The sequence below is a fragment of the Nocardioides deserti genome (assembly GCF_014266025.1).
Taxonomy (GTDB): domain Bacteria; phylum Actinomycetota; class Actinomycetes; order Propionibacteriales; family Nocardioidaceae; genus Nocardioides; species Nocardioides deserti.
The window spans coordinates 107,245-129,980 of record NZ_JACMYC010000003.1 but is presented as its reverse complement, the minus strand read 5'-3'; the positions used below and the strand labels follow the sequence as shown (position 1 = coordinate 129,980).

Below are 22,736 nucleotides of genomic sequence, written 5' to 3'. Positions count from 1 at the left end.
GCACGAGCACCGATATCGGCGCGAGGCGGCGGGCGAGCGGTCGATAGCATCGAGCGTCCGGCCGGACGGCCGGGATCCCCAACCCTCCAGGAGAGATCGTGTCCGACATGAGAGTCGTCCTCGTCCACGCCGAGGCGCGTGAGGACCGGACGACCACGACGGGCACCAAGGCCTGGGAGCTCTTCGCGGAGAACCCGAGCGTCATCGCCGCGCGGGTCAACGGCGAGCTGCGCGACCTCTCGCACGAGCTTGCCGACGGCGACGAGGTCGAGGGCGTCGCGATCGACAGCCCCGACGGGCTCGACGTGCTGCGCCACTCCACCGCGCACGTGATGGCGCAGGCCGTGCAGGAGCTGTTCCCGGAGGCCAGGCTCGGCATCGGTCCGCCGGTGACCGACGGCTTCTACTACGACTTCGACGTCGAGACTCCGTTCGTGCCGGAGGACCTCGACAAGATCGAGTCCCGGATGCGCAAGATCATCAAGGAGGGCCAGAAGTTCTCGCGCCGCGTCACCACCGACGCGGACGCGATCAACGAGCTGGCCGACGAGCCCTACAAGATCGAGCTGATCGGGCTCAAGGGCTCCGGCAAGTCCGACGACGCAGCCGAGGGGGCCAGCGTCGAGGTCGGGGCGGGCGAGCTGACGATCTACGACAACATCCGCCGCAACGGCGACGTCGCGTGGAGCGACCTGTGCCGCGGCCCGCACCTGCCGACCACCAAGCGGATCCCGGCGTTCAAGCTGATGCGCACCGCCGCGGCGTACTGGCGCGGCGACGAGAAGAACAAGCAGCTCCAGCGCGTCTACGGCACCGCCTGGCCCTCGAAGGAGGACCTCGAGGCCTACCTCCACCGCCTCGAGGAGGCCGAGCGCCGCGATCACCGCAAGCTCGGCCGTGACCTCGACCTGTTCAGCTTCCCCGACGAGCTCGGCTCCGGCCTGCCGGTCTTCCACCCCAAGGGTGGCGTGATCAAGCGGGAGATGGAGGACTACGTCCGCCGCCGGCACATCGAGGAGGGCTTCGAGTACGTCGGCACCCCGCACATCAGCAAGGACGGGCTGTTCCACACCTCGGGCCACCTGCCGTACTACGCCGACACGATGTTCCCGCCGATGGAGCTCGAGGGCGCGAAGTACCAGCTCAAGGCGATGAACTGCCCGATGCACAACCTCATCTACGCCTCGCGCGGCCGGTCCTACCGCGAGCTGCCGCTGCGGCTCTTCGAGTTCGGCCACGTCTACCGCTACGAGAAGTCCGGCGTCGTGCACGGCCTGACCCGCGTCCGCGGCTTCGCCCAGGACGACTCGCACTCCTACGTCACCCCCGACCAGGCGGCCGGCGAGATCAAGCACCTGCTCGACTTCGTGCTCGGCCTGCTGCGCGACTTCGGCCTCGACGACTTCTACCTGGAGATGTCGACGCGCGACGACTCCAAGCCCGACAAGTTCATCGGCTCCGACGAGCAGTGGGAGACCGCGACCCGTGTGCTGCGCGAGGTCTGCGAGGAGTCCGGTCTCGAGCTCGTTCCCGACCCGGGCGGCGCGGCGTTCTACGGCCCCAAGGTGTCGGTGCAGGCGCGCGACGCGATCGGCCGCACCTGGCAGATGTCGACGATCCAGTACGACTTCAACCAGCCGCACCGCTTCGGGCTGGAGTACAACGGAGCGGACGGCCAGAAGCACGAGCCGGTGATGATCCACTCGGCGAAGTTCGGTTCCATCGAGCGGTTCCTCGGCGTGCTCGTCGAGCACTACGCCGGCGCGTTCCCCCCGTGGCTCGCCCCGGTCCAGGTCCAGGCGATCCCGATCGCCGAGCGGCATGAGGACTACCTGTGGGACGTCGCCAAGCGGATGCGCACCGAGGGCCTGCGCGTCGAGGTCGACGACTCCACCGACCGGATGCAGAAGAAGATCCGCAACGCGCAGCTGCAGAAGGTGCCGTTCATGATGATCGCCGGCGATGACGACCTCGCCGCCGGCGCGGTCTCGTTCCGCTACCGCGACGGCCGCCAGGACAACGGCGTGCCGATCGAGGAGGCCATCGCCCGCGTCCGCGAGGCCGTCGCCGCCCGCACCCAGGTCTGAGCGGAGGGCGGGCGCCGTGCGACGTACGCCGGTAGCGGTCGCGCTGCTGGTGGCCGCGACCCTGGCGCTCGCCTCGTGCGGCAGCTCCGATCGGCTCGACCCCGACCCCGACGACGCGCCGCCGCCGTCCTCGGCCGGTGGGGCGGCGGGGGAGCCAGGAGGGTCGGGAGACCCCGGGACCGGCGGCGGCCCGACGTCGGTGCCGGTGCTGCCGGACGACCTCGAGGACGCGGCGGCCCTGGCCGACCTGGCGGCGCTGGCCGAGCAGGAGGCGGGGCGGGCGCCGCGGGCCCTGGACGGGCCGATCGTGGGCGGCGACATCAGCTGGCCCCAGTGCCCGCGGGGGATGGGCATCCCCGAGCGGCGGACGCTGGGCCTGCCGATGCCCCTGCCCACGGCGCGCTTCGTGGTCATGGGGCTCACCAACGGGCCGGCGTTCTTCCCCAACCCCTGCCTGGCCGAGCAGGTCGCCTGGGTCCGCGAGCGGGGCCTGCTCGCCGGGGCCTACGCGGTGGCGAGCTACCCCGACGAGCGCACGCTGGCGGCGTACGCCGACGAGGGGCCGTTCGACGGCGGCGAGGAGCACGACGAGCTGCGCAACGTGGGCTACCAGCAGGCCCTGTTCAACATCACCGAGATGCGCCGCGCGGGGCTGCCCGCGCCGATGGTCTGGGTCGACGTGGAGCCGGTGCGCGACTGGGAGTGGTCGGCCGACCTCGAGGCGAACGCCGCCGTGGTCGAGGGGCTGCAGCGCGCCTACCTCGACCAGGGCTACGAGATCGGCATCTACTCCACGCCGTCGCTGTGGGCCGCTGCCGTCGGTGACCTCGCGTTGGGCGTGCCGGAGTGGCGGGCGGCCGGACCGACGTCGCGGGCCGAGGCGCTCGAGCGGTGCGGCGCCGACTGGGTCGTGCAGGGCGGCCCCGCGGCGATGGGCCAGTGGGTGCAGGGCGGTCGCGACCTCAACGTCACGTGCCCGGGCGCCGAGGCCGAGGTGCTGGGGTGGTTCCACCCGTTCTGAGGTCCATCGGACGCAGTACCCGCGACACGCGTCGCACACACCCATTTACATCGGACGCGATGTCGCACTAATGTGCTCGCCATGACCGCGACGGACCTGCAGACCGACCTCACCGGCCGCTCGTACGACGACACCCTCCGCACGCTGTCGGAGGCGTCGGTCGAGCAGCACTTCGACGCGTTCCGCGACATCGCGTGGGACGACCCGGCGTACGCCGTGGACCCGGCGGACCCGCGCTGGGTGCTGCCCGCGGGCGACGTGCTCGGGCGCCACCCCTGGTACCGGTCGCTGCCGCTGGAGCGCCAGGTCGAGATCGGTCTCTACCGCCAGGCCAACGTCACCAAGGTCGGCCTGCAGTTCGAGCAGATCCTCATCAGCGGCTTGATGAACTACGCGTTCGGCCTGCGCAACGGCAGCCCCGAGTTCCGGTACTCCACGCACGAGGCGACCGAGGAGTGCCACCACACCCAGATGTTCCAGGAGTTCGTGAACCGCTCCGGGCAGGACGTCGCGGGCGGCACCTGGGCGTTCCGGGCGGTGGCGCCGTTCCTGCCGCTGTTCGCGAAGTGGGTCCCGTTCGGCTTCTTCTACGGCGTGCTTGCCGGCGAGGAGCCGATCGACCACGTGCAGAAGGCGGTGCTGCGCGCCGGGGACGACACGCACCCGCTGCTGCGGCGGATCATGCAGATCCACGTCGCCGAGGAGGCACGCCACATCGGCTTCGCCCACACCTACCTCGAGCACCGCGCGCCGCGCCTGCGCCGGGTCGAGCGGCTCGTGCTCTCGCTCGTCGTGCCGCTGATCATGCGGTGGCTCTGCGACCAGATCCTCCGCCCGGGCCGCAAGGCCCGCCGCGACATGGGCATCCCGCGCTCGGTCGTGCGCGACGTGTGGTGGCGCGCGCCGGAGTCGCGGAAGTTCCTGCGCGACCTCTTCGCCGACGTGCGGATGCTCGCCGAGCGCACCGGGATGATGAACCCCGTCTCCCGCCTGCTGTGGCGGGCGATGGGCATTGACGGGCGCAGCTCGCGCTTCCGCAGCCAGCCGGCCTCGGCCGCCTCCTGACCGCGCCGAGCCCAGCGCCGAGCCCAGAGCCGAGTCCAGACCCGTGCCGTACGTCGTCACCCAGTCCTGCTGCGCCGACGCCTCCTGCGTCGTCGCCTGCCCGGTCAACTGCATCCACCCCGCGCCCGGCGAACCCGGGTTCGCCACCGCCGAGATGCTGTACGTCGACCCGCGCTCGTGCGTCGGCTGCGGCGCGTGCACGACGGCGTGCCCGGTCGGGGCGATCGTGCCGGACACCGCGCTGACCCCGGAGCAGGAGCCGTTCCGCGAGGTCAACGCGGCCTACTACGACGTCTTCCCCCATGCCGACCGCACCCCGCTGGCGCTGGTTCCCCCTCAGCGCCGGCTGCGGCGGCCCCGGCCGGTCCGCGTCGCCGTCGTCGGCGCCGGACCGGCCGGGCTCTACACGGCCGACGAGCTGCTGTGCCATCCCGAGGTCACCGTCGACGTGCTCGACCGGCTGCCCACGCCGTACGGGCTGCTCCGCGCCGGGGTCGCGCCCGACCACCGCCACACCAAGGAGGCCGAGCGGCTGTTCCGCGCGATCGAGGAGCAGCCCGGGTTCCGCTACCTGCTCGGCGTCGATGTGGGCCGCGACGTCACCCGCGCGGAGCTCGACGAGCACTACGACGCGGTCGTGTGGACCGTCGGCGCGTCGGCCGACCGCCGCCTGGACGTGCCTGGGGAGGACCTGCCCGGCTCGTGCTCGGCGACCGCACTGGTGGGTTGGTACAACGGCCACCCCGACCACCGCGACCTCGAGGTGCACCTCGACCACGAGCGGGTCGTGGTCGTCGGCAACGGCAACGTCGCGCTCGACGTCGCACGGGTGCTGACCGCCGACCCCGACGCCCTCGCCGCCACCGACGTCGCCGACCACGCGCTGGCCGCCCTGCGCACCAGCGCCGTGCGCGAGGTGGTCGTCCTCGGTCGCCGCGGCCCGGACCAGGCGTCGTTCACGACGCCCGAGCTGATCGGCCTCGCCGGCCTGCGCGACGTCGACGTCGTCGCCGACCTCGGCGGTGCGGAGGTCACCGGCGAGGGCGTCCGCGCCCGGGTGCTGCGCGAGCTCGCGGCCCGCCGGCCCGACCCCCGCGGGCGCCGGATCGTCCTGCGCTTCCTGACCTCACCGGTGCGGGTCGGGGGCACCGGCCGGGTCGGGGGCGTGGAGGTCGTGCGCAACGAGCTGGTCCCCGACGCCGCCGGCGTGCCGCGCGCGAAGGCGACTGGCGAGACCGAGCTGCTCGAGGCCGGGATGGTGCTGCGCTCGGTCGGCTACCGCGGCATGCCGGTCGCCGGCCTGCCGCACGACCCGGTCACGGGCACCGTGCCGAACGACGCGGGCCGCGTCGAGCCGGGCACGTACGTCGCCGGGTGGGCCAAGCGCGGACCGACCGGGTTCCTCGGCACCAACAAGACCTGCGCGCAGGAGACCGTCGAGGCGCTGCTCGACGACCTCGACGCGGGGTTGCTGGACGCGCCCGAGACCCGCGACGGAGACCTGGCCGCGGTGCTCGCGCGCCGCGGCGTACCCGTCGTGGACCTGGCGGGCTGGCGCGCCATCGACCGCGAGGAGCGGCGCCGCGGCGAGGCCGCGGGCCGTCCCCGGGTCAAGATCACCGACCCCGCGGAGGCGCGTGAGGTCGCGCTGCGGCGCGGGAGACGCCGGCGAGCGGTCAGCGCTTCTTGGCGGTGACCTGCTCCATGGAGCTCGCGTTGTCGGAGGCGGCCTTGGCGCGCTTCTCGCCCCGCTTCTCCTTGATCGACTTGCCGGACTTCTTCGACATTCCTTGGCGCGGCGACTTGTCGCTCATGGGAGATCCCTTGGTGGAGGGCCTGGATGGCCCCGTCCGTCGACACTACCCCTCCGCGAGGTCACGGGCGGCCGGATAGCCTGACCCCCGTCGAGCGGGGGTCGCGCGGCCGCGACCCGGGGACGGAACGAGGACGAGATGGCGACGAGTGAGGACGCCCGCCCGGACGGGCGCCAGGCGCGCTGGGACCGCCACAACCAGCAGCGGCGCCAGCAGATCCTCGACGCCGCGATCGCGGTCATCGAGGACGGCGAGCCGGGCGCCGAGTTCCACGTCCAGCAGATCGCCGAGCGGGCGGGCCTCAACCGCACGGTCGTCTACCGCCACTTCGCCGACCGCTCCGACCTCGACCGGGCGGTGCAGGCCGAGATCCTCGACGGGCTGTGGTCCGAGCTGCTCCCCGAGATCGGTCTCGACGGCACGATCCCGCAGATCGTCGAGCGGATCGTGGCGACGTACGTCGGGTGGGCGGTCGCGCACCCGGCCCTGCACCGCGTCGCGGAGCAGGGCGAGGGGACCGGCCCGCTGCAGGAGGGGCTGACCCAGATCGCGGGGCAGGTCTGCGAGGTGATCACCACCGCGGTGGAGATGCTCGGCCTGGACCTCGGCGACGACGAGCGCGCGGCCATCGACCCGCTGGTCTTCGGCCTGGTCGGCGCGGTCTTCGGCGCCGTACGCCGGTGGATGGCGCGGCCCGAGCGGGTGCCGGCCGCACCGAAGCTGGTCGAGCTGGTGACCGGGTCGGTCTGGTACATCCTCGCCGGCCACGCCCGCGCGCTCGGCTTCGAGCTCGACCCGCAGCAGAGCGTCGAGGACCTGGTCGCGGCGGCCCGGGCGCAGGCGACCCCGTGAGCGGAGAGGACCGAGCGGACGTGGACACGCTGCACCAGGACGGCATCGGCCGCTCCGACGAGCTGGACCGGCTCTGGACCCCGCACCGGATGGCCTACATCCGGGGCGAGAACAAGCCGGCCGACGCCTCGTCGGGGGAGTGCCCGTTCTGCCGGATCCCGTCGCTGGGCGACGACGAGGGACTGGTGGTGCACCGCGGCGAGCTGTCGTTCGTCGTGCTCAACCTCTACCCCTACGCGCCTGGGCACCTGATGGTCTGCCCCTACCGCCACATCGCCGACTACACCGAGACCACCGACGAGGAGGCCGCGGAGATCGCCGACCTGACCCGCGACGCGATGCGCGTCGTGCGGCAGGTCTCCGGCGCGGGCGGCTTCAACATCGGCATGAACCAGGGCCACATCGCCGGCGCCGGCATCGCCGCCCACCTGCACCAGCACGTGGTGCCGCGCTGGCCCGGCGACCAGAACTTCATGCCGATCATCGGTCGCACCAAGACCCTCCCCGAGCTGCTCGGCGACACCCGCGCGCTGCTCGCCGACGCGTGGCCGACGGCGTGACCGCGCTCCCGACGCCGGAGGACGACGCCCGGCTCGCCGCCGACCTGGTGCGGGAGGCCGGCACGCTCGCTCGCCGGATGCGGGCCGAGGGACTCCGGCTCGACTACAAGACGTCGATCTCCGACGTCGTGACCGCGGCCGACCGGGCCGCCGAGGAGCTGGTGACCGGCCGGCTCCGCGCCGAGCGCCCGGGCGACGCCGTGCTGGGCGAGGAGCACGGGCACGTCGCCGACAGCACGACCGGCCGCTCCTGGGTCGTCGACCCCGTCGACGGCACCTACAACTTCGTCAACGACCTGCCGTGGTGGTGCTCCGCGGTCGGTCTGCGCGACACCGAGGACCTGCTGGTCGGGGCGGTCCACGACCCGATGGGCGAGGCGACGTACGTCGGCGGGCCGGCGCTGCCGAGCACCTGCGACGGCCGGCCGCTGGCGCCGCTCGCCGACCGGCCGCTCGCGGAGATCAGCGTCGCGACGTACCTCCACCCGCCCTTCCTCGAGGGCGAGGTCGGTGCCGCGTGGCGCCGCGCGGCCGGTGGTGCCGCGGCGCTGCGGTGGCTCGGCTCGATGAGCATGGACCAGGTCGGCGTCGCGACCGGCCGGGTGGGGCTGGTCTTCCAGCACTCCGTCGCGCCCTGGGACGAGCTGCCGGGCGCGGCGATCATCCGGGGCGTCGGGGGAGTGACGCGGCACGTCGAGGTCGCCGGCAAGGACTGGTACGTCGCCGGGCCGCCGACCGCCGTGGGCGAGGTCTGCGCGCGGCTGCTCGACCGCTAGCCTGCTGCCGCCATGCTGGAACGTTTCCGCGCCTTCTGGACGAAGGTCCTCGCCCCCGTCGCCCACCTGCTCATCAGGCTGGGGGTCAGTGCCGACGCCGTGACCCTCGTCGGGACGCTCGGGGTGTGCGCCGGCGCGCTGGTGTTCTACCCGCAGGGGGAGCTGCTCATCGGCACCCTCGTCATCACCGCGTTCGTCTTCAGCGACCTGCTCGACGGCTACATGGCGCGCTCGACCGGGCGCTCGAGCAGCTTCGGCGCGTTCCTCGACTCGACCCTCGACCGGATCGGCGACGGTGCGATCTTCGGCGGGCTCGCCCTGTACTTCGCGTGGGAGGGCGACAGCCGGCTCTACCTCGTGCTCTCGCTCGTCTGCCTGGTCATGGGCAGCGTCACCTCCTACGCCCGCTCGCGCGCAGAGAGCCTCGGCTACACCGCCAAGGTGGGCATCGCCGAGCGCGCGGACCGGCTCGTCGCGATCCTGGTGATGACCGGCCTCGGTGCGATCTTCGACCTCCCGGTCCTCATGCACGTCGCACTGTGGGCGCTCGCGTTCGCCTCGACGATCACCGTCGTGCAGCGCATCTGGGTGGTGCGCCGCCAGGCGCTCGCAGCACTGGCGGACGGAAGCGCGTCCGCCGGGTAAAGCGCCCTACGCTCCTCGCATGACCGAGAGCCACGCCTCCACCACCGACGGCCCCATCACCGGCACCACGCGCGTCAAGCGCGGCATGGCGGAGATGCTCAAGGGCGGCGTCATCATGGACGTCGTCACCCCCGACCAGGCCAAGATCGCCGAGGACGCCGGCGCCGTCGCGGTCATGGCGCTCGAGCGGGTGCCGGCCGACATCAGGGCCCAGGGCGGCGTCTCGCGGATGTCGGACCCGGACATGATCGACGGGATCATCGAGGCCGTCTCGATCCCGGTCATGGCGAAGGCGCGGATCGGCCACTTCGCCGAGGCGCAGGTGCTGCAGGCCCTCGGGGTGGACTACGTCGACGAGTCCGAGGTGCTGACGCCCGCCGACTACGCGAACCACATCGACAAGTGGGCGTTCACCGTGCCGTTCGTGTGCGGGGCGACCAACCTCGGCGAGGCGCTGCGGCGGATCACCGAGGGCGCGGCGATGATCCGCTCCAAGGGCGAGGCCGGCACCGGCGACGTGTCGAACGCGGTCACCCACATGCGGACCATCCGTGGCGAGATCCGCCGGCTCGCGGCGCTGGAGAGCGACGAGCTGTACGTCGCGGCGAAGGAGCTCCAGGCGCCGTACGACCTGGTCAAGGAGGTCGCCGAGACCGGCAAGCTGCCCGTCGTGCTGTTCACCGCCGGCGGCATCGCCACGCCCGCCGACGCGGCGATGATGATGCAGCTCGGTGCCGAGGGCGTCTTCGTCGGCTCGGGGATCTTCAAGTCCGGCAACCCCGCGCAGCGGGCCGAGGCGATCGTCAAGGCCACGACCTTCCACGACGACCCCGACATGGTCGCGAAGGTCTCCCGCGGCCTGGGCGAGGCGATGGTCGGCATCAACGTCGAGGAGATCCCGCAGCCGCACCGCCTCGCCGAGCGCGGCTGGTGACCTCCTGAGCGACGTGCAGGACACCTGGCTCGGCCAGGTTCTGGGGGTCCTCGCGCTGCTGCTGCTCGTCGCGTCCATCGCGTGGTGGGCGCGGTGGCTGCACCGCCGGCTCGCGGTCGTCAGCGGCGCTCCGCGATGGGCCCGGCGGCTCTCGCTCGTCGTGGTCGTCGGCGGGCTGCTGCTGTACGCCGCCACGAACGTCGCCTACCGCACGATCGACCCCGCCCCGATCCGGCCGGTGCTGTGGCTCGGGCTGTCCTGGCTGGGGCTCGCCTGGTACCTCACGTTCGGCTGCGTGCTGCTCGCCCTCGCCTCGCTGGTGCTCCGGCTGCTCGGTTGCCGCGTGGCCCGCGAACGGCTGCTCCGCGTCGGCACCCCGGTCGTCGTCGTCCTCGCCCTGGTGGTGATGGCCGTCGGCGCCGTCGTCGCGCAGCGGCCGCGCGTCACGGCGTACGACGTGGGGTCGGCGGCGCTGCCCACCGGCTGGGACGGCGCGCGGGTCGTGCTGCTGACCGACCTGCACGTCGGTGTCGTCCACGGCGGGGCCTGGACCCGCCGCGTCGTGGACCTCGTCAACGAGCAGGACCCGGACCTGGTCGTGCTCGGCGGCGACCTCGTCGACGGTCGCGAGCGCTACACCGGTCCCGACCTCGACCCCCTCGCCGACCTGGACGCGCCGCTCGGCGTCGTCGCCGTGTCCGGCAACCACGAGATCGAGACCGGCGACGCCCCGGCGTACCTCGACCGGCTCGAGACCCTCGGCATCGACGTCCTGCGCAACGAGCACGTCGTCCTCCAGCGCGGGGGAGACCCCGTCGTCGTCGCCGGCGTCCACGACGAGATCGGCACCGGTGCCCTCGAGCCGGACCCGGCCGCCGCGCTCGCCGGCACGCGGCCGGAGGACTACGTCGTCTACGTCGCCCACGAGCCGCGCCAGCTCGTCGCCTCGGCCGGCGTCGACCTGCAGCTCTCCGGCCACACCCACGGCGGGCAGATCTGGCCGTTCGGCTGGTTCGTGCCGCTCCAGCAGCCCACGCTCGCCGGGGTGGACGTCGTCGACGGCGTCACCGTCGTGACCTCCCGCGGCGTCGGCACCTCCGGCCCGCCCGTCCGCACCGGCGCCGCCCCCGAGATCACCGTCGTCACCCTGCGCTCACGCTGAGCCGGGCCGGGTCGGGGTGCCCGCCGGATGCGCGGAGAGCCCGTCCGGCGCCTATCGTCCACCCGTGCCACCCACCATCGGCGTGCTCGCCCTGCAGGGCGACGTGCGCGAGCACGTCCGGACCCTGACCGACCTGGGTGTCGACGCGATCACGGTCCGCCGCGGGAGCGAGCTCGACGAGGCCGACGGGATCGTCCTGCCGGGCGGTGAGTCGACGACGATGGCGAAGCTGCTGCGCACGTTCGGCCTCATGGACCCGCTGCGGAAGCGGATCGCCGACGGCATGCCCGTCTTCGGCACGTGCGCGGGGATGATCCTGCTCGCCGATCGGGTGCGCGACGGCGCGGCCGGCCAGGAGACGGTCGGCGGGCTCGACGTGACGGTGCGGCGCAACGCGTTCGGGCGCCAGGTCGACTCGTTCGAGACCGACCTGCCGGTGACCGGGATCGACGAGCCAGTGCACGCCGTGTTCATCCGCGCGCCGTGGGTCGAGGAGCTCGGGCCGGGGGTCGAGGTGCTCGCCGAGGCGGCCGGCCACCCCGTCGCCGTGCGCCAGGGCCACCTGCTCGCCACGAGCTTCCACCCGGAGGTCGACGGCGACGGCCGGGTGCACGGACTCTTCGTCGACCTGGTGCGCAGGTCGGTGCGCTGACCTCGTCGGCCGACCGGCCCGGGCGCCGCTAGGATCGACGGTCGGTGCGGGGGACCGCACCAGCACACGACCGGCGCGGGAAGAGGGACGCATGTCTGGCCACTCCAAGTGGGCGACCACGAAGCACAAGAAGGCCGCCATCGACGCCAAGCGCGGCAAGATGTTCGCCAAGCTGATCAAGAACGTCGAGGTCGCGGCCCGCATGGGCGGCGGCGACCCCTCGGGCAACCCGACGCTCTACGACGCGATCCAGAAGGCCAAGAAGTCCTCGGTCCCCAACGACAACATCGACCGCGCGGTCAAGCGCGGCTCCGGTGCCGAGACCGGCGGCGCGGACTACACGACGATCACCTACGAGGTGTACGGCGCGTCCGGCGTCGGCCTGCTGGTCGAGTGCCTCACCGACAACAAGAACCGCGCCGCGATGGAGGTCCGCACCGCGGTCACCCGCAACGGCGGCACCATGGCCGACCCCGGCTCGGTCTCGCGGCTGTTCAACCGCAAGGGCGTCGTGCTGGTCGCCAAGGCGCAGGAGGGCGGCAAGGAGGTCTCCGAGGACGACGTCCTCGAGGCCACCCTCGACGCCGGTGCCGAGGAGGTCAACGACCTCGGTGACCAGTTCCAGGTCATCTCCGAGGCCACCGACCTCGTCGCCGTCCGCACCGCGCTCCAGGCCGCCGGCGTCGACTACGACTCCGCCGACGTCCAGTTCGTCGCCACGATGGACATCCCGGTCGACGCGACCGCCGCGGGCAAGGTCTTCAAGCTCATCGACGCCCTCGAGGACCTCGACGACGTGCAGGACGTCTTCAGCAACGTCGACGTCCCCGCCGACGTGATGGCCGAGCTCGAGGCCGCGGACGCCTGAGCGCCGGTACGCCGCGGGCGTGTCCTGACGGCGTACGTCGCACCCGGCGGCTAGCGTTCCTCCCGAACAGACGTTCGACGGAAGGCTGGCCATGCGCGTGCTCGGGATCGATCCCGGCCTGACCCGCTGCGGGATGGGCGTGGTCGACGGCTCGGTCGGCCGGCCGCTCACCCTCGTCGACGTCAACGTGCTGCGCACCAGCGCCGACCGGCCCGTGGCCGAGCGGCTGGTCACCATCGAGAGGGGCGTCGACGCCTGGCTCGACGAGCACCGGCCCGACGCGGTCGCGATCGAGCGGGTCTTCGCCCGCTCCGACGTCAGCACCGTGATGGGCACCGCGCAGGCGAGTGGGATCGCGATGGTCTGCGCCGCCCGCCGCGGGCTCCCGGTCGCGCTGCACACGCCGAGCGAGGTCAAGGCGGCGGTCTCCGGCAACGGTCGCGCCGACAAGGCGCAGGTCGGCGCGATGGTCACCCGCATCCTGCGCCTGGACGCGATGCCCAAGCCGGCCGACGCCGCGGACGCCCTGGCGCTCGCTATCACCCACATCTGGCGCGGGGGAGCGCAGGCCCGCATCGACGCCGCCCTGGCGGCAGCAACCACGAGGAGCAGACGTTGATCGCCTTCGTCCGCGGCCAGGTCGCCGGGGTCTCCCTCACCAGCGCCGTGCTCGAGGTCGGCGGCGTCGGCCTCGAGCTGATGTGCACGCCGGGCACCATCGCCGGCCTGCGCACCGGGCAGAGCGCCACACTGGCCACCAGCATGGTGGTGCGCGAGGACTCGATGACCCTCTACGGCTTCGCTGACGAGGACGAGAAGAGCGTCTTCGAGCTCGTGCAGACCGCCTCCGGCGTCGGCCCCAAGGTCGCCCAGGCGATGGTGGCGGTGCTGAGCCCCGACGACGTGCGCCGCGCCATCAGCAGCGACGACGTCAAGACGCTGACCCGCGTGCCCGGCATCGGCCAGAAGGGTGCGCAACGGATCATCCTCGAGCTCAAGGACCGGATCGGCCCGCCGACCGGAACCACCACCGTGCCCGCCCCTGCCGGGAGCGAGCCGTGGCGCGAGCAGGTGCATCAGGGTCTCGTCGGGCTCGGCTGGTCCGCGAAGGACGCCGAGAAGGCGATCGACGCCGTGGCGCCCGAAGCCGGTGGCGCTCCTGACGTCGCGACCCTGCTGCGCGCGGCCCTCCGCACCCTCAGCAAGGCCTGAGCGCCGTGCCCTTCCACGAGGACGAGCTGGCCGCGGCCGAGGAGACCCACCTCCGGTCGATCACGGCCGCCGAGGCCGACGGCGACGAGCGCGCCGTCGAGGCGGCGCTGCGCCCGCGCACCCTCGACGAGGTGGTCGGCCAGGCGCGCGTCCGCGACCAGCTCGGCCTGGTGCTCGAGGCCGCCCGCCGGCGCGGCCGGGCGCCCGACCACGTGCTGCTCAGCGGTCCGCCGGGCCTCGGCAAGACCACACTCGCGATGATCATCGCCGCCGAGATGTCCGTCCCGCTGCGGCTGACGAGCGGCCCGGCGATCACCCACGCCGGCGACCTCGCGGCGATCCTCTCGGGGATGAACGAGGGCGAGGTGCTCTTCGTCGACGAGATCCACCGCATGTCCCGGCCGGCCGAGGAGATGCTCTACATGGCGATGGAGGACTTCCGGGTCGACGTCGTCATCGGCAAGGGGCCGGGCGCGACCGCGATCCCGCTCGACCTGCCGCCGTTCACGCTGGTCGGCGCCACCACCCGGGCCGGGCTGCTGCCGGGCCCGCTGCGCGACCGGTTCGGCTTCACCGCCCACCTGGAGTTCTACGAGCCGCACGAGCTGGACCTCATCGTGCACCGCTCCGCCGGCCTGCTGGGCGTGGAGCTGACCGACGAGGGCAGCGCGGAGATCGCGTCCCGCTCGCGCGGCACGCCGCGCATCGCCAACCGGCTGCTGCGCCGGGTCCGCGACTACGCCCAGGTCCGCGCCGACGGCGTCGTCACCCGCACCGTCGCCGAGGCGGCGCTGGACCTCTACGAGGTCGACCAGCTCGGCCTGGACCGGCTCGACCGCGCCGTGCTCGACGCCCTGTGCCGCCGCTTCGGCGGTGGACCGGTCGGCGTCTCGACGCTCGCGGTCGCCGTGGGGGAGGAGCGGGAGACGGTCGAGGAGGTCGCCGAGCCGTTCCTCGTCCGCAACGGCTTCCTGGCACGTACGCCGCGTGGCCGGGTGGCGACGCCGGCCGCCTGGGAGCACCTCGGGCTGAGCGCTCCGCCGGCCGCCGCGAGCGACCCGGCCGGGGAGCCGACCCTGTTCGAGGAGTGACGGGCCGGGTCTCCTGGGATTCGTCCGGGCGGGGAAGCCCGTAGGTATGCTTGCCCGTCGGCCGCCCCGGGACTCGCCCGGATGAGTGGCCTCCCTGTCATCGCTCGAGAGGTTCGTCCGTGGAGCTCGCCTCCCTGTTGCCGCTGGTCGGCATCGCCCTCCTCTTCTGGCTCCTGATCATCAGGCCGGCTTCCCGGCGCCAGAAGGAACTCGTCCGCATGCAGTCGTCGTTGGGGGTGGGTGACGAGGTCGTCCTGACCTCGGGCTTCCTCGGCACGGTGCGCGAGCTCACCGACGACACCGCGCGTGTCGAGATCGCCGAGGGCGTCGTCGTGACCGTCGCTCGCGGCGCGATCGGCACCGTCGCACAGCCAGGGCCCGCCGCAGCCGGCGGGCCGGAGGAGATCTGACATGGCACGCAAGCCCCGCCCCGGACGCACCCTCGTGGTGTTCTTCCTCGGCATGGCGCTGCTCTACGGGCTCGTGGTGCTCGCCGGCACCTGGAAGCCCGCACTGGGCCTGGACCTCCAGGGCGGCACGCGCATCACGCTCGTGGCCACCGACGACGACCCGGCCGACGACAGCCTCGAGCAGGCCCGCCAGATCATCGACGACCGTGTGAACGGTTCCGGTGTCGCGGAGGCCGACGTGGTCACCGAGGGCGACAACATCATCGTCGTCGAGATCCCGGGCAGCTCCCGACGAGACCTCCTCGAGACCGTGAAGCGCCAGGCGCAGCTGCGGTTCCGCCTGGTGGCGTGCTCGGAGGTCAACCCCGGTCCCTGCGCCGCCGGCGGCGGCCAGGGCCCCACGGTCGACCCGGGCGCGAACGGCCTGCCGGACGGTTCCTCGGTGCAGATCGACCCCGGCGCCGGCGGTGACCAGGGCGGCAACGGCCAGGGCAACAACGGTGGCAACGGCGGCGAGGGCGACCAGCAGGGCACCAACAACCGCCCGCCGGTCGGCTTCGCCACGAAGGCCCTGGCCACCGCGGACGCGACCGCCAGCCCGAGCGCCGAGCCGTCCGAGGACGGCACCGACAACGGCAACGGGAACGGCACCGACGAGGGCACCGAGGCCCCGTCCGGGTCGCCGAGCCCGACGGTGATCCCTGCCCCGGACGGCGGCAAGGACGCCGCCGACCCGCTGACCTGGGTCGACGCGCCGAACGAGGCGGCGATCAGGGCGTACAACGAGTTCACCTGCCCGGCGGACGGCACGATGCCGCCGGTGGAGGACAACCCGGACAAGCCGCTCGTCTCCTGCGAGACGTTCGAGGACGGCACGGTCGTGAAGTACCTGCTCTCGCCCTCGGCGATCGAGGGCACGCAGCTCACCGACGCCTCGGCGCAGATCCCGCAGCAGCAGGTGCAGTGGGTCGTCGCGCTGGAGTTCAACGGCTCCGGCACCAGGACCTTCGCCGACATCTCCCGCAAGCTCGTGAACAACGGCGGGCAGTTCGCGGTCGTGCTCGACGGCGAGGTGCTCTCCGCCCCGACGATGAACGGCCTGATCACCAACGGCCAGGCGCAGATCGAGGGCAACTTCACCGAGGCCTCCGCGCAGAGCCTCGCGACCAGCCTGAAGTTCGGCGCGCTGCCGATCGCGTTCCAGGACGACGTGTCGTCCGAGACGATCGGCCCCTCGCTCGCCGGTGACCAGCTCTCCGCGGGTCTCTGGGCCGGCGGCCTCGGCCTGGCCCTGGTGATGCTCTACTGCCTGGTCTACTACCGCGGCCTCGGCATCGTCGTCCTCGGCTCGCTGGCGGTCGCCGCGCTCATCACCTACGCGTTGGTGCTGCTGCTCAGCGAGACGGCCGGCTTCACCCTGACCCTGCCCGGCATCGCCGGTCTGATCATCGCCGTCGGTGTCACCGCCGACTCCTTCATCCTGTTCTTCGAGCGCATCCGTGACGAGATGCGCGAGGGCAAGTCGATGCGGGTCGCGGTGGAGACCGGCTGGAAGCGCGCGAAGGTGACTCGCCTCGCGGCGAACACCGTCTCGCTGCTGTCCGCCGCGGTGCTGTACATCTTCGCGACCGGGGCGGTGAAGGGCTTCGGCTTCGCGCTCGGCCTGTCCACGCTGATCGACCTCGCGGTGCTCTTCTGGTTCACCAAGCCCGCGGTGTCCTACCTCGCGCGGTACACGTTCTTCAACGGCGGCGGCCGCCTCTCCGGCCTCAGCCCCGAGACGCTCGGCATGGACCGGGTCCCCGCTGGAGGTAACGCCTGATGGGCAAGTTCTCCCGGCTCGGCAACGAGCTCTACAACGGCCGTCGATCGATCGACTTCGTCGGCCGCAAGCCCCTCTGGTACGGCATGTCGCTGGTGCTGGTGGGTCTCGCCATCGGCGTCATCGTGGTCAAGGGCCTCAACTTCGGCATCGAGTTCACCGGCGGCACGCAGTACCGCGTCGCCGTGGGTGCCTCGGCGGCCACGCAGGACAACGCCGACGCGCTCCGTGAGGCCGTGGCCGACGCGGGGGTCGAAGGTGCCGAGTCGCCCGTCGTCACCACCGCCGGCGAGTCGCTGCTCATCCAGGTCGAGGACCTCGACGCGGAGGAGAACGACCGGGTGGTCGCGGCCATCACCGACACCGTCGCGATCGACGACCCCCTCAACGACATTTCCCAGGACGAGATCGGCGCGAGCTGGGGCCAGCAGGTCGCCGAGCGCGCCGCCATCGGCGTCGCGGTCTTCCTCGCGCTGACGATGATCTTCATCTGGATCTACTTCCGCGAGTGGAAGATGTCGATCGCCGCCATGGTGGCGCTGGCCCACGACATCGCGATCACGGTCGGCATCTACGCCCTGTCCGGCTTCCCGGTGACCCCCTCGGCGGTGACCGGCCTGCTCGCGATCCTCGGCTTCTCGCTCTACGACACCGTCGTGGTCTTCGACAAGGTCCGGGAGAACACCAACGAGTACCTCCAGCCCGGCCAGTCCTACTCCGACGCTGCGAACCTCGCCGTCAACCAGACCCTTGTGCGCTCGATCAACACCGGCATCGTCGCGCTGATCCCGATCGGCGCGATCCTCTATGTCAGCGCGATCCAGCTCGGTGCGAGCTCGCTGCAGGACCTGGCGCTCTCGCAGTTCGTCGGCATGGCGGCCGGCGTCTACTCCTCGGTGGTCATCGCCCCGCGCGTCCTGGTGCACCTGAAGTCCACCGAGACCGACGTCAAGCTGCAGGAGCGGCACGCCAAGGCCAAGGCCCGCGCCCAGGCCGACCGGTACGCCATGGTCCCCGCCGTCACCTCCGACGCACCGGTGGCCGACCAGGCCTGGGACCCCGAGGCGGACCCGGAGCTGCTCGACGACGACACCCCGGAGGTGCAGCGGCCGGTAGCGACGACCCCGCAGCGGCAGCCCGAGGCGAGCGGCCGCGGCCGCGTCGTGCCGGAGGCCAAGGGCGAGGTGCGCCCGAGCGGTGCCGCCGGCCGGGCGCAGCCCTCGCGTGTCACCCGCTCCAAGCGCGGCAAGAAGTAGCGCCCCGGTGACCTCCACGCAACGCGGGTCGCGCCTGGTCGCGGCCCGCGAGGCGCTCGAGCGCCTGGTGGTCGACGTCCCCGACTTCCCCGAGCCGGGAGTCGTCTTCAAGGACATCACGCCGCTCCTCGCCGACCACCAGGGACTGACCGCAGTGGTGGAGGCGATCGCCGAGGCCGGCCGCGACGCCGACGGCAACCCGGTCGTCGACAAGGTCGTCGGCATGGAGGCCCGTGGGTTCATCATCGCTGCGCCGGTCGCGCTCGCCCTGGGAGCCGGCTTCGTGCCGGTGCGCAAGGCGGGCAAGCTGCCGCGCGGCGCGCACGCTGTCTCCTATGCGCTGGAGTACGGCGAGGCGACCCTCGAGCTGCACCACGACGCCGTGTCCGCGGGGGAGCGGGTGCTGCTCGTCGACGACGTGCTGGCCACCGGCGGCACGGTGCGTGCGGCCCGCGAGCTCGTCGAGGCGTGCGGCGCCACACCGGTCGGCGTGGCCGTGCTGATGGAGCTCGGCTTCCTCGGCGGCCGGGACGTCATCGGCGACCTGCCGGTCCACAGCATCGCGGTCATCTGACCGTCCCGCGACGGCCTAGACTGGATCGTGTGACCGAGGACCGCACGCCCGCCAAGACCGGCGGGCGCGCGCCCGCCCGGCCACGGCCGCCTCGTCCGACACCGGCGGAGTCCACCACCTCGCCGCCGTCGAGCACCCGCGGCATGCGTGCGCGCCTGGCGCGGATGGGCACGCGCAGCCAGCCGACCAACCCGGTCCTCGAGCCGCTCTTCCGCTCGGTGCGCGCCAACCACCCCAAGGCCGACCTGGCCCTCCTCGAGCGCGCCTACGACGTCGCCGAGAAGATGCACGGCACGCAGATGCGCAAGAGCGGTGACCCCTACATCACCCACCCGCTCGCGGTCACCACCATCCTGGCCGGCATCGGCATGACCGAGCCGACGCTGGTGGCTTCGCTGCTCCACGACACGGTCGAGGACACGCCGTACACCCTCGACCAGCTGCGCAAGGACTTCGGCGACGAGGTCGCCCAGCTCGTCGACGGCGTGACCAAGCTCGACAAGGTCGTCTACGGCGACACCGCCGAGGCCGAGACCATCCGCAAGATGATCGTCGCGATGTCGCGCGACATCCGGGTGCTGGTCATCAAGCTCGCCGACCGGCTCCACAACATGCGGACCCTGCGCTACGTCAAGCAGGAGACCCAGGAGCGCAAGGCCCGCGAGACCCTCGACATCTACGCGCCGCTGGCCCACCGCCTCGGCATGAACACACTGAAGTGGGAGCTGGAGGACCTCGCCTTCGCGACCCTGCACCCCAAGATCTACGACGAGATCGTCCGCATGGTCGCCGAGCGGGCGCCGTCGCGGGACCAGTTCCTCGCCGAGGTCATCAGCCAGGTCGAGAACGACCTGCGCGAGGCGAAGGTCAAGGCCACCGTCACCGGGCGGCCGAAGCACTACTACTCGATCTACCAGAAGATGATCGTCGGCGGCCGCGAGTTCACCGACATCTACGACCTGGTCGGCATCCGGATCCTGGTAGAGGACGACCGCGACTGCTACTCCGTCCTCGGCGTGCTGCACTCACGCTGGAACCCGGTCCTCGGCCGGTTCAAGGACTACGTCGCGATGCCGAAGTTCAACATGTACCAGTCGCTCCACACGACGGTCATCGGTCCGGCGGGCAAGCCGGTCGAGGTGCAGATCCGCACCTTCGCGATGCACCGCCGCGCGGAGTACGGCGTCGCCGCGCACTGGAAGTACAAGGAGGACGGCCGCGCCGGCCTCGACACCGACCGGCTCGCCGACGGCGACGACATGACCTGGGTCCGGCAGCTGCTGGACTGGCAGAGCGAGGTGGAGGACCCGGGGGAGTTCCTGGAGTCCCTGCGGTTCGAGATCAACCGCGCGGAGACCTACGTCTTCACCCCGCGCGGCGACGTCATCGCCCTCCCGGCCGGCTCGACCCCGGTCGACTTCGCGTACGCCGTGCACACCGAGGTCGGGCACCACACGATCGGCGCGCGCGTCAACGGGCGCCTCGTGCCGCTCGAGTCGACGCTCGAGAACGGCGACGTGGTCGAGGTCTTCACCTCCAAGTCCGAGAACGCCGGACCCTCGCGCGACTGGCTGACCTTCGTGCGGTCCCCGCGCGCCCGTTCCAAGATCCGCCAGTGGTTCTCCAAGGAGCGCCGCGAGGAGGCGATCGAGCAGGGCAAGGAGCAGATCGCCAAGCTCATGCGCAAGGAGGGCCTGCCCCTCAAGCGGCTCATGTCGCACGAGTCGCTCACGCTGGCTGCCCGGCACTTCAACATCGCGGACGTCTCCGCGCTCTACGCCGCCGTGGGCGAGGGCAACCTGTCGGCCCAGTCGGTCGTCCGGCGCGTCATCGAGGAGCACGGCGGCAGCGAGGCCGCGCAGGAGGACCTGGCCGAGGCCGTCACCATCACCGGCCGCCGCGGCCGCTCGAAGGTCGCACCCGCCGGCGGTGACGCCGGCGTCATCGTCAAGGGCGCGCCGGACGTGTGGGTCAAGCTCGCCAAGTGCTGCACCCCGGTGCCGCCTGACGACATCCTCGGGTTCGTCACCAAGGGCGGGGGGGTCTCGGTCCACCGCCAGGACTGCACGAACGCCGCCTCGCTGAAGTCCCAGCCGGAGAAGCTGCTCGACGTCGAGTGGGCGCCGACGGGATCCTCGTCGTTCCTGGTCAACATCCAGGTCGAGGCCCTCGACCGGGCCCGGCTGCTCTCCGACATCACCATGGCGCTCTCCGACGCCCACGTGAACATCCTCAGCGCGAACCTCTCGACCACCCGCGACCGGGTCGCCAAGAGCCGCTTCACCTTCGAGATGGCCGAGGCCAAGCACCTCGACCAGGTGCTCAAGACCGTCCGCGGCGTCCCCGGCGTCTTCGACGCCTACCGCGTCACCTCGTAATCCTGCGGGAAGCAGACCCACCGCGGGGCAGGAACCGGGTCGCATCGCTCGGGACCCGCCCGCTTGGCCCCGGGACCGGTCTGCGGGTGACTTCCAGACTCCCCGCGAAGCACCGCTGCGCGGGTGATATCTCGTCGCGGCTCAAGCTACACCTCGGGACTGAAACACGGCCCTTTCGACGGCGCGGAAACCCAGCATGAATGTTCGTAGCGGAATCTCTGAGAGGTCTTGTTCCCGAACCACGGCCATGGTTAGATGCGCTAACCATCAACTCGGGGCATACCAACAGGCGACTCCTTCGATAGCCATGACGTTCGTCGAATGAATGCTCCCGCTAAACAGAGGAGTGCGGTCTTGAGTCGACTATCAGTTTCCAGCGTGATTGCGTCTGCGCTAGCGGTGGTTGCATCGATGCTATGGGCACCTGCCGCGGTAGCGTCGATTCCCGACGCGGGCGGTGGCACTTGTTCGCGTTCAGTTTCGTCGAGTAAGCCCACTACTTCGACCGTGAAGTACACGTGGACCATCAAGTGTCCGCACGGCGTGAGTTACATCTACCATGGCATGACCTTGCAGGGACCGCCAGGCGTTACGACCAATTCCGGCGCATGTCGCAGTCTGGCAGGCAACCTCACAAGTTGTACGAAGTCGATCACCATTTCAGGCGACAAGGCTGGCCAGCAGAAGTACCAAGGAATCGACGAGTGGTGCGTCGGCTGGGACCCGAATGCCGTGACTTGCATGGTCTCTGGCACTTGGGGTCCAATTTCCTATTACCGCTGAGTTAGTCATCAGTCGGCGAAGATAGACGCGTCAAAGGCCCTCGGCCCAGCCGGAGCACGGCCTTCACAATCCATACCTCGTCCGTTTCGACGCTGACTCGATGACGACGCGAGGTGATAACCCCGGCGATCGCGGTTCGTAGTTGCAGAAAGCGCAGGGCGTCGCGACTGCCTGTGCTACGCCGCAAGCGCGAGGCGCCGTCCAGATGTTACTGGCCGGCGCCTCGTGCTCTTCGAGGGTGCAGTGCGTGTTCGTCTGTTGGTATCGCGGCTGCCGATGGCTCGATCAGCAACTCCGTGTACCTACGCGCGAAAGCCGGCCGCATGCGTATCGCGTCGTCGAGCGGTGGCGTATTGGGGAGGCCGAGAAAGTGCAGCTCCACGGGCCACCGCACCGCCGTCCGGACGTTGCCGGCATTGAGCGTGTCGGCCATCACGTTGTCGGAATTCGGGCGAGTGGCTCGGGAGAGTCGGCCGGGAGGGTCGTCGACCACTGAGTGCACCTAGTGGTGGCTGATCCTGGCCCGGCTTTTGTACGCGGGTGAATGTCGTCGGTCGACCGTGGACTTTCCACCTGCCAGCCTCGGGGATCTTGCCGGGCTTCTTCACATTGACGCGGACCAACTCACCAGGCGCGTCGCGTTCGTAGCGCACCGCGGTGGTTTTGGGTGATCGGCACCTCGTCGGTCGTGGTCGCACTCGCGTAGGTAAAGCACCCATTTGGCGCAGAGCCCGTGACACGGCGCGTGTCGGGATGCCCGAACTCGCGGCCGAG

Annotated in this window: 21 protein-coding genes; 20 read left to right on the top strand and 1 reads right to left on the bottom strand. The window is 71.6% G+C overall.

What is annotated here, in order from left to right; all coding sequences use genetic code 11:
• Positions 1–107 precede the first annotated feature (107 nt).
• The 4 genes from thrS (at position 108) to H7344_RS06250 (ending at position 5,869) form a co-directional block, all read left to right on the top strand.
• The gene (gene thrS / locus H7344_RS06265) at positions 108–2,087 is read left to right on the top strand and encodes a threonine--tRNA ligase (protein ID WP_186345455.1); all 1,980 of its coding nucleotides are present in this window, start codon (positions 108–110) and stop codon (positions 2,085–2,087) included.
• Positions 2,088–2,103: 16 nt separating this feature from the next.
• Entirely contained in the window at positions 2,104–3,108 is a 1,005-nt protein-coding gene (locus H7344_RS06260) for a glycoside hydrolase family 25 domain-containing protein (RefSeq protein ID WP_186345167.1), read from the top strand.
• A gap of 81 nt (positions 3,109–3,189) precedes the next feature.
• A complete protein-coding gene (locus tag H7344_RS06255; RefSeq protein ID WP_186345166.1) occupies positions 3,190–4,173 on the top strand; it encodes an AurF N-oxygenase family protein in 984 nt (327 codons plus the stop codon).
• Between the two features lie 43 nt (positions 4,174–4,216).
• Positions 4,217–5,869 (top strand): FAD-dependent oxidoreductase, encoded by a 1,653-nt coding sequence (locus H7344_RS06250; RefSeq protein ID WP_229707075.1) that lies wholly within the window; start codon positions 4,217–4,219, stop codon positions 5,867–5,869.
• On the opposite strand, the gene H7344_RS06245 is transcribed toward H7344_RS06250, so the two are convergent.
• Entirely contained in the window at positions 5,850–5,987 is a 138-nt protein-coding gene (locus tag H7344_RS06245) for a hypothetical protein (protein ID WP_186345165.1), read from the bottom strand. The genes H7344_RS06250 and H7344_RS06245 overlap by 20 nt on opposite strands.
• 138 nt (positions 5,988–6,125) lie before the next feature.
• On the opposite strand from H7344_RS06245, the gene H7344_RS06240 reads away from it, so the two are divergent.
• The 16 genes from H7344_RS06240 (at position 6,126) to H7344_RS06165 (ending at position 21,179) form a co-directional block, all read left to right on the top strand.
• Complete coding sequence (locus tag H7344_RS06240; RefSeq protein WP_186345164.1) at positions 6,126–6,839, top strand: TetR/AcrR family transcriptional regulator; 714 nt, start codon at positions 6,126–6,128, stop codon at positions 6,837–6,839.
• A gap of 20 nt (positions 6,840–6,859) precedes the next feature.
• On the top strand, positions 6,860–7,399 hold the full coding sequence (locus H7344_RS06235) for an HIT family protein (RefSeq protein ID WP_229707076.1): 540 nt from the start codon (positions 6,860–6,862) through the stop codon (positions 7,397–7,399).
• Positions 7,396–8,175 (top strand): inositol monophosphatase family protein, encoded by a 780-nt coding sequence (locus H7344_RS06230; RefSeq protein ID WP_186345163.1) that lies wholly within the window; start codon positions 7,396–7,398, stop codon positions 8,173–8,175. The genes H7344_RS06235 and H7344_RS06230 overlap by 4 nt, the downstream gene beginning before the upstream one ends.
• A 12-nt stretch (positions 8,176–8,187) precedes the next feature.
• Positions 8,188–8,820, top strand: a complete 633-nt coding sequence (pgsA, locus tag H7344_RS06225) for a phosphatidylinositol phosphate synthase (RefSeq protein WP_186345162.1) — start codon at positions 8,188–8,190, stop codon at positions 8,818–8,820.
• Between the two features lie 19 nt (positions 8,821–8,839).
• Positions 8,840–9,754 carry a pyridoxal 5'-phosphate synthase lyase subunit PdxS gene (pdxS, locus tag H7344_RS06220; protein WP_186345161.1) on the top strand — a complete coding sequence of 305 codons (915 nt, stop codon included), beginning with the start codon at positions 8,840–8,842 and terminating at the stop codon, positions 9,752–9,754.
• A 13-nt stretch (positions 9,755–9,767) separates the two neighbouring features.
• Positions 9,768–10,916 (top strand): metallophosphoesterase, encoded by a 1,149-nt coding sequence (locus H7344_RS06215; RefSeq protein WP_222130330.1) that lies wholly within the window; start codon positions 9,768–9,770, stop codon positions 10,914–10,916.
• A gap of 64 nt (positions 10,917–10,980) precedes the next feature.
• On the top strand, positions 10,981–11,568 hold the full coding sequence (pdxT, locus tag H7344_RS06210; RefSeq protein ID WP_186345160.1) for a pyridoxal 5'-phosphate synthase glutaminase subunit PdxT: 588 nt from the start codon (positions 10,981–10,983) through the stop codon (positions 11,566–11,568).
• Between the two features lie 91 nt (positions 11,569–11,659).
• Positions 11,660–12,436 (top strand): YebC/PmpR family DNA-binding transcriptional regulator, encoded by a 777-nt coding sequence (locus H7344_RS06205; RefSeq protein ID WP_186345159.1) that lies wholly within the window; start codon positions 11,660–11,662, stop codon positions 12,434–12,436.
• Positions 12,437–12,527: 91 nt separating this feature from the next.
• Positions 12,528–13,055 carry a crossover junction endodeoxyribonuclease RuvC gene (gene ruvC, locus H7344_RS06200; protein ID WP_186345158.1) on the top strand — a complete coding sequence of 176 codons (528 nt, stop codon included), beginning with the start codon at positions 12,528–12,530 and terminating at the stop codon, positions 13,053–13,055.
• Positions 13,052–13,648, top strand: coding sequence for a Holliday junction branch migration protein RuvA (gene ruvA / locus H7344_RS06195; protein ID WP_166188967.1), 597 nt, complete (start codon positions 13,052–13,054; stop codon positions 13,646–13,648). The genes ruvC and ruvA overlap by 4 nt, the downstream gene beginning before the upstream one ends.
• Positions 13,649–13,653: 5 nt before the next feature.
• Positions 13,654–14,739 (top strand): Holliday junction branch migration DNA helicase RuvB, encoded by a 1,086-nt coding sequence (gene ruvB, locus H7344_RS06190; protein WP_229707077.1) that lies wholly within the window; start codon positions 13,654–13,656, stop codon positions 14,737–14,739.
• Positions 14,740–14,858: 119 nt separating this feature from the next.
• A complete protein-coding gene (yajC, locus tag H7344_RS06185) occupies positions 14,859–15,149 on the top strand; it encodes a preprotein translocase subunit YajC (protein ID WP_166188966.1) in 291 nt (96 codons plus the stop codon).
• Between the two features lies 1 nt (position 15,150).
• Complete coding sequence (secD, locus tag H7344_RS06180) at positions 15,151–16,971, top strand: protein translocase subunit SecD (protein WP_186345157.1); 1,821 nt, start codon at positions 15,151–15,153, stop codon at positions 16,969–16,971.
• Complete coding sequence (gene secF, locus H7344_RS06175) at positions 16,971–18,227, top strand: protein translocase subunit SecF (protein ID WP_186345156.1); 1,257 nt, start codon at positions 16,971–16,973, stop codon at positions 18,225–18,227. Before secD ends, secF begins: the two co-directional genes overlap by 1 nt.
• A 34-nt stretch (positions 18,228–18,261) precedes the next feature.
• Positions 18,262–18,801, top strand: coding sequence for an adenine phosphoribosyltransferase (locus H7344_RS06170; protein ID WP_186345450.1), 540 nt, complete (start codon positions 18,262–18,264; stop codon positions 18,799–18,801).
• 143 nt (positions 18,802–18,944) lie between these two features.
• Positions 18,945–21,179 carry a RelA/SpoT family protein gene (locus H7344_RS06165; protein ID WP_186345449.1) on the top strand — a complete coding sequence of 745 codons (2,235 nt, stop codon included), beginning with the start codon at positions 18,945–18,947 and terminating at the stop codon, positions 21,177–21,179.
• The last annotated feature ends 1,557 nt before the right edge of the window (positions 21,180–22,736 follow it).

Bases quoted from the DNA above. Each gene is read 5' to 3' on its own strand.
- H7344_RS06255 (WP_186345166.1), top strand. From the start codon at position 3,190: ATGACCGCGACGGACCTGCAGACCGACCTCACCGGCCGCTCGTACGAC.
- ruvC (WP_186345158.1), top strand. From the start codon at position 12,528: ATGCGCGTGCTCGGGATCGATCCCGGCCTGACCCGCTGCGGGATGGGC.
- H7344_RS06240 (WP_186345164.1), top strand. From the start codon at position 6,126: ATGGCGACGAGTGAGGACGCCCGCCCGGACGGGCGCCAGGCGCGCTGG.
- pgsA (WP_186345162.1), top strand. From the start codon at position 8,188: ATGCTGGAACGTTTCCGCGCCTTCTGGACGAAGGTCCTCGCCCCCGTC.
- H7344_RS06165 (WP_186345449.1), top strand. From the start codon at position 18,945: ATGCGTGCGCGCCTGGCGCGGATGGGCACGCGCAGCCAGCCGACCAAC.
- secF (WP_186345156.1), top strand. From the start codon at position 16,971: ATGGGCAAGTTCTCCCGGCTCGGCAACGAGCTCTACAACGGCCGTCGA.
- H7344_RS06245 (WP_186345165.1), bottom strand. From the start codon at position 5,987: ATGAGCGACAAGTCGCCGCGCCAAGGAATGTCGAAGAAGTCCGGCAAG.
- secD (WP_186345157.1), top strand. From the start codon at position 15,151: ATGGCACGCAAGCCCCGCCCCGGACGCACCCTCGTGGTGTTCTTCCTC.
- thrS (WP_186345455.1), top strand. From the start codon at position 108: ATGAGAGTCGTCCTCGTCCACGCCGAGGCGCGTGAGGACCGGACGACC.
- pdxS (WP_186345161.1), top strand. From the start codon at position 8,840: ATGACCGAGAGCCACGCCTCCACCACCGACGGCCCCATCACCGGCACC.
- H7344_RS06205 (WP_186345159.1), top strand. From the start codon at position 11,660: ATGTCTGGCCACTCCAAGTGGGCGACCACGAAGCACAAGAAGGCCGCC.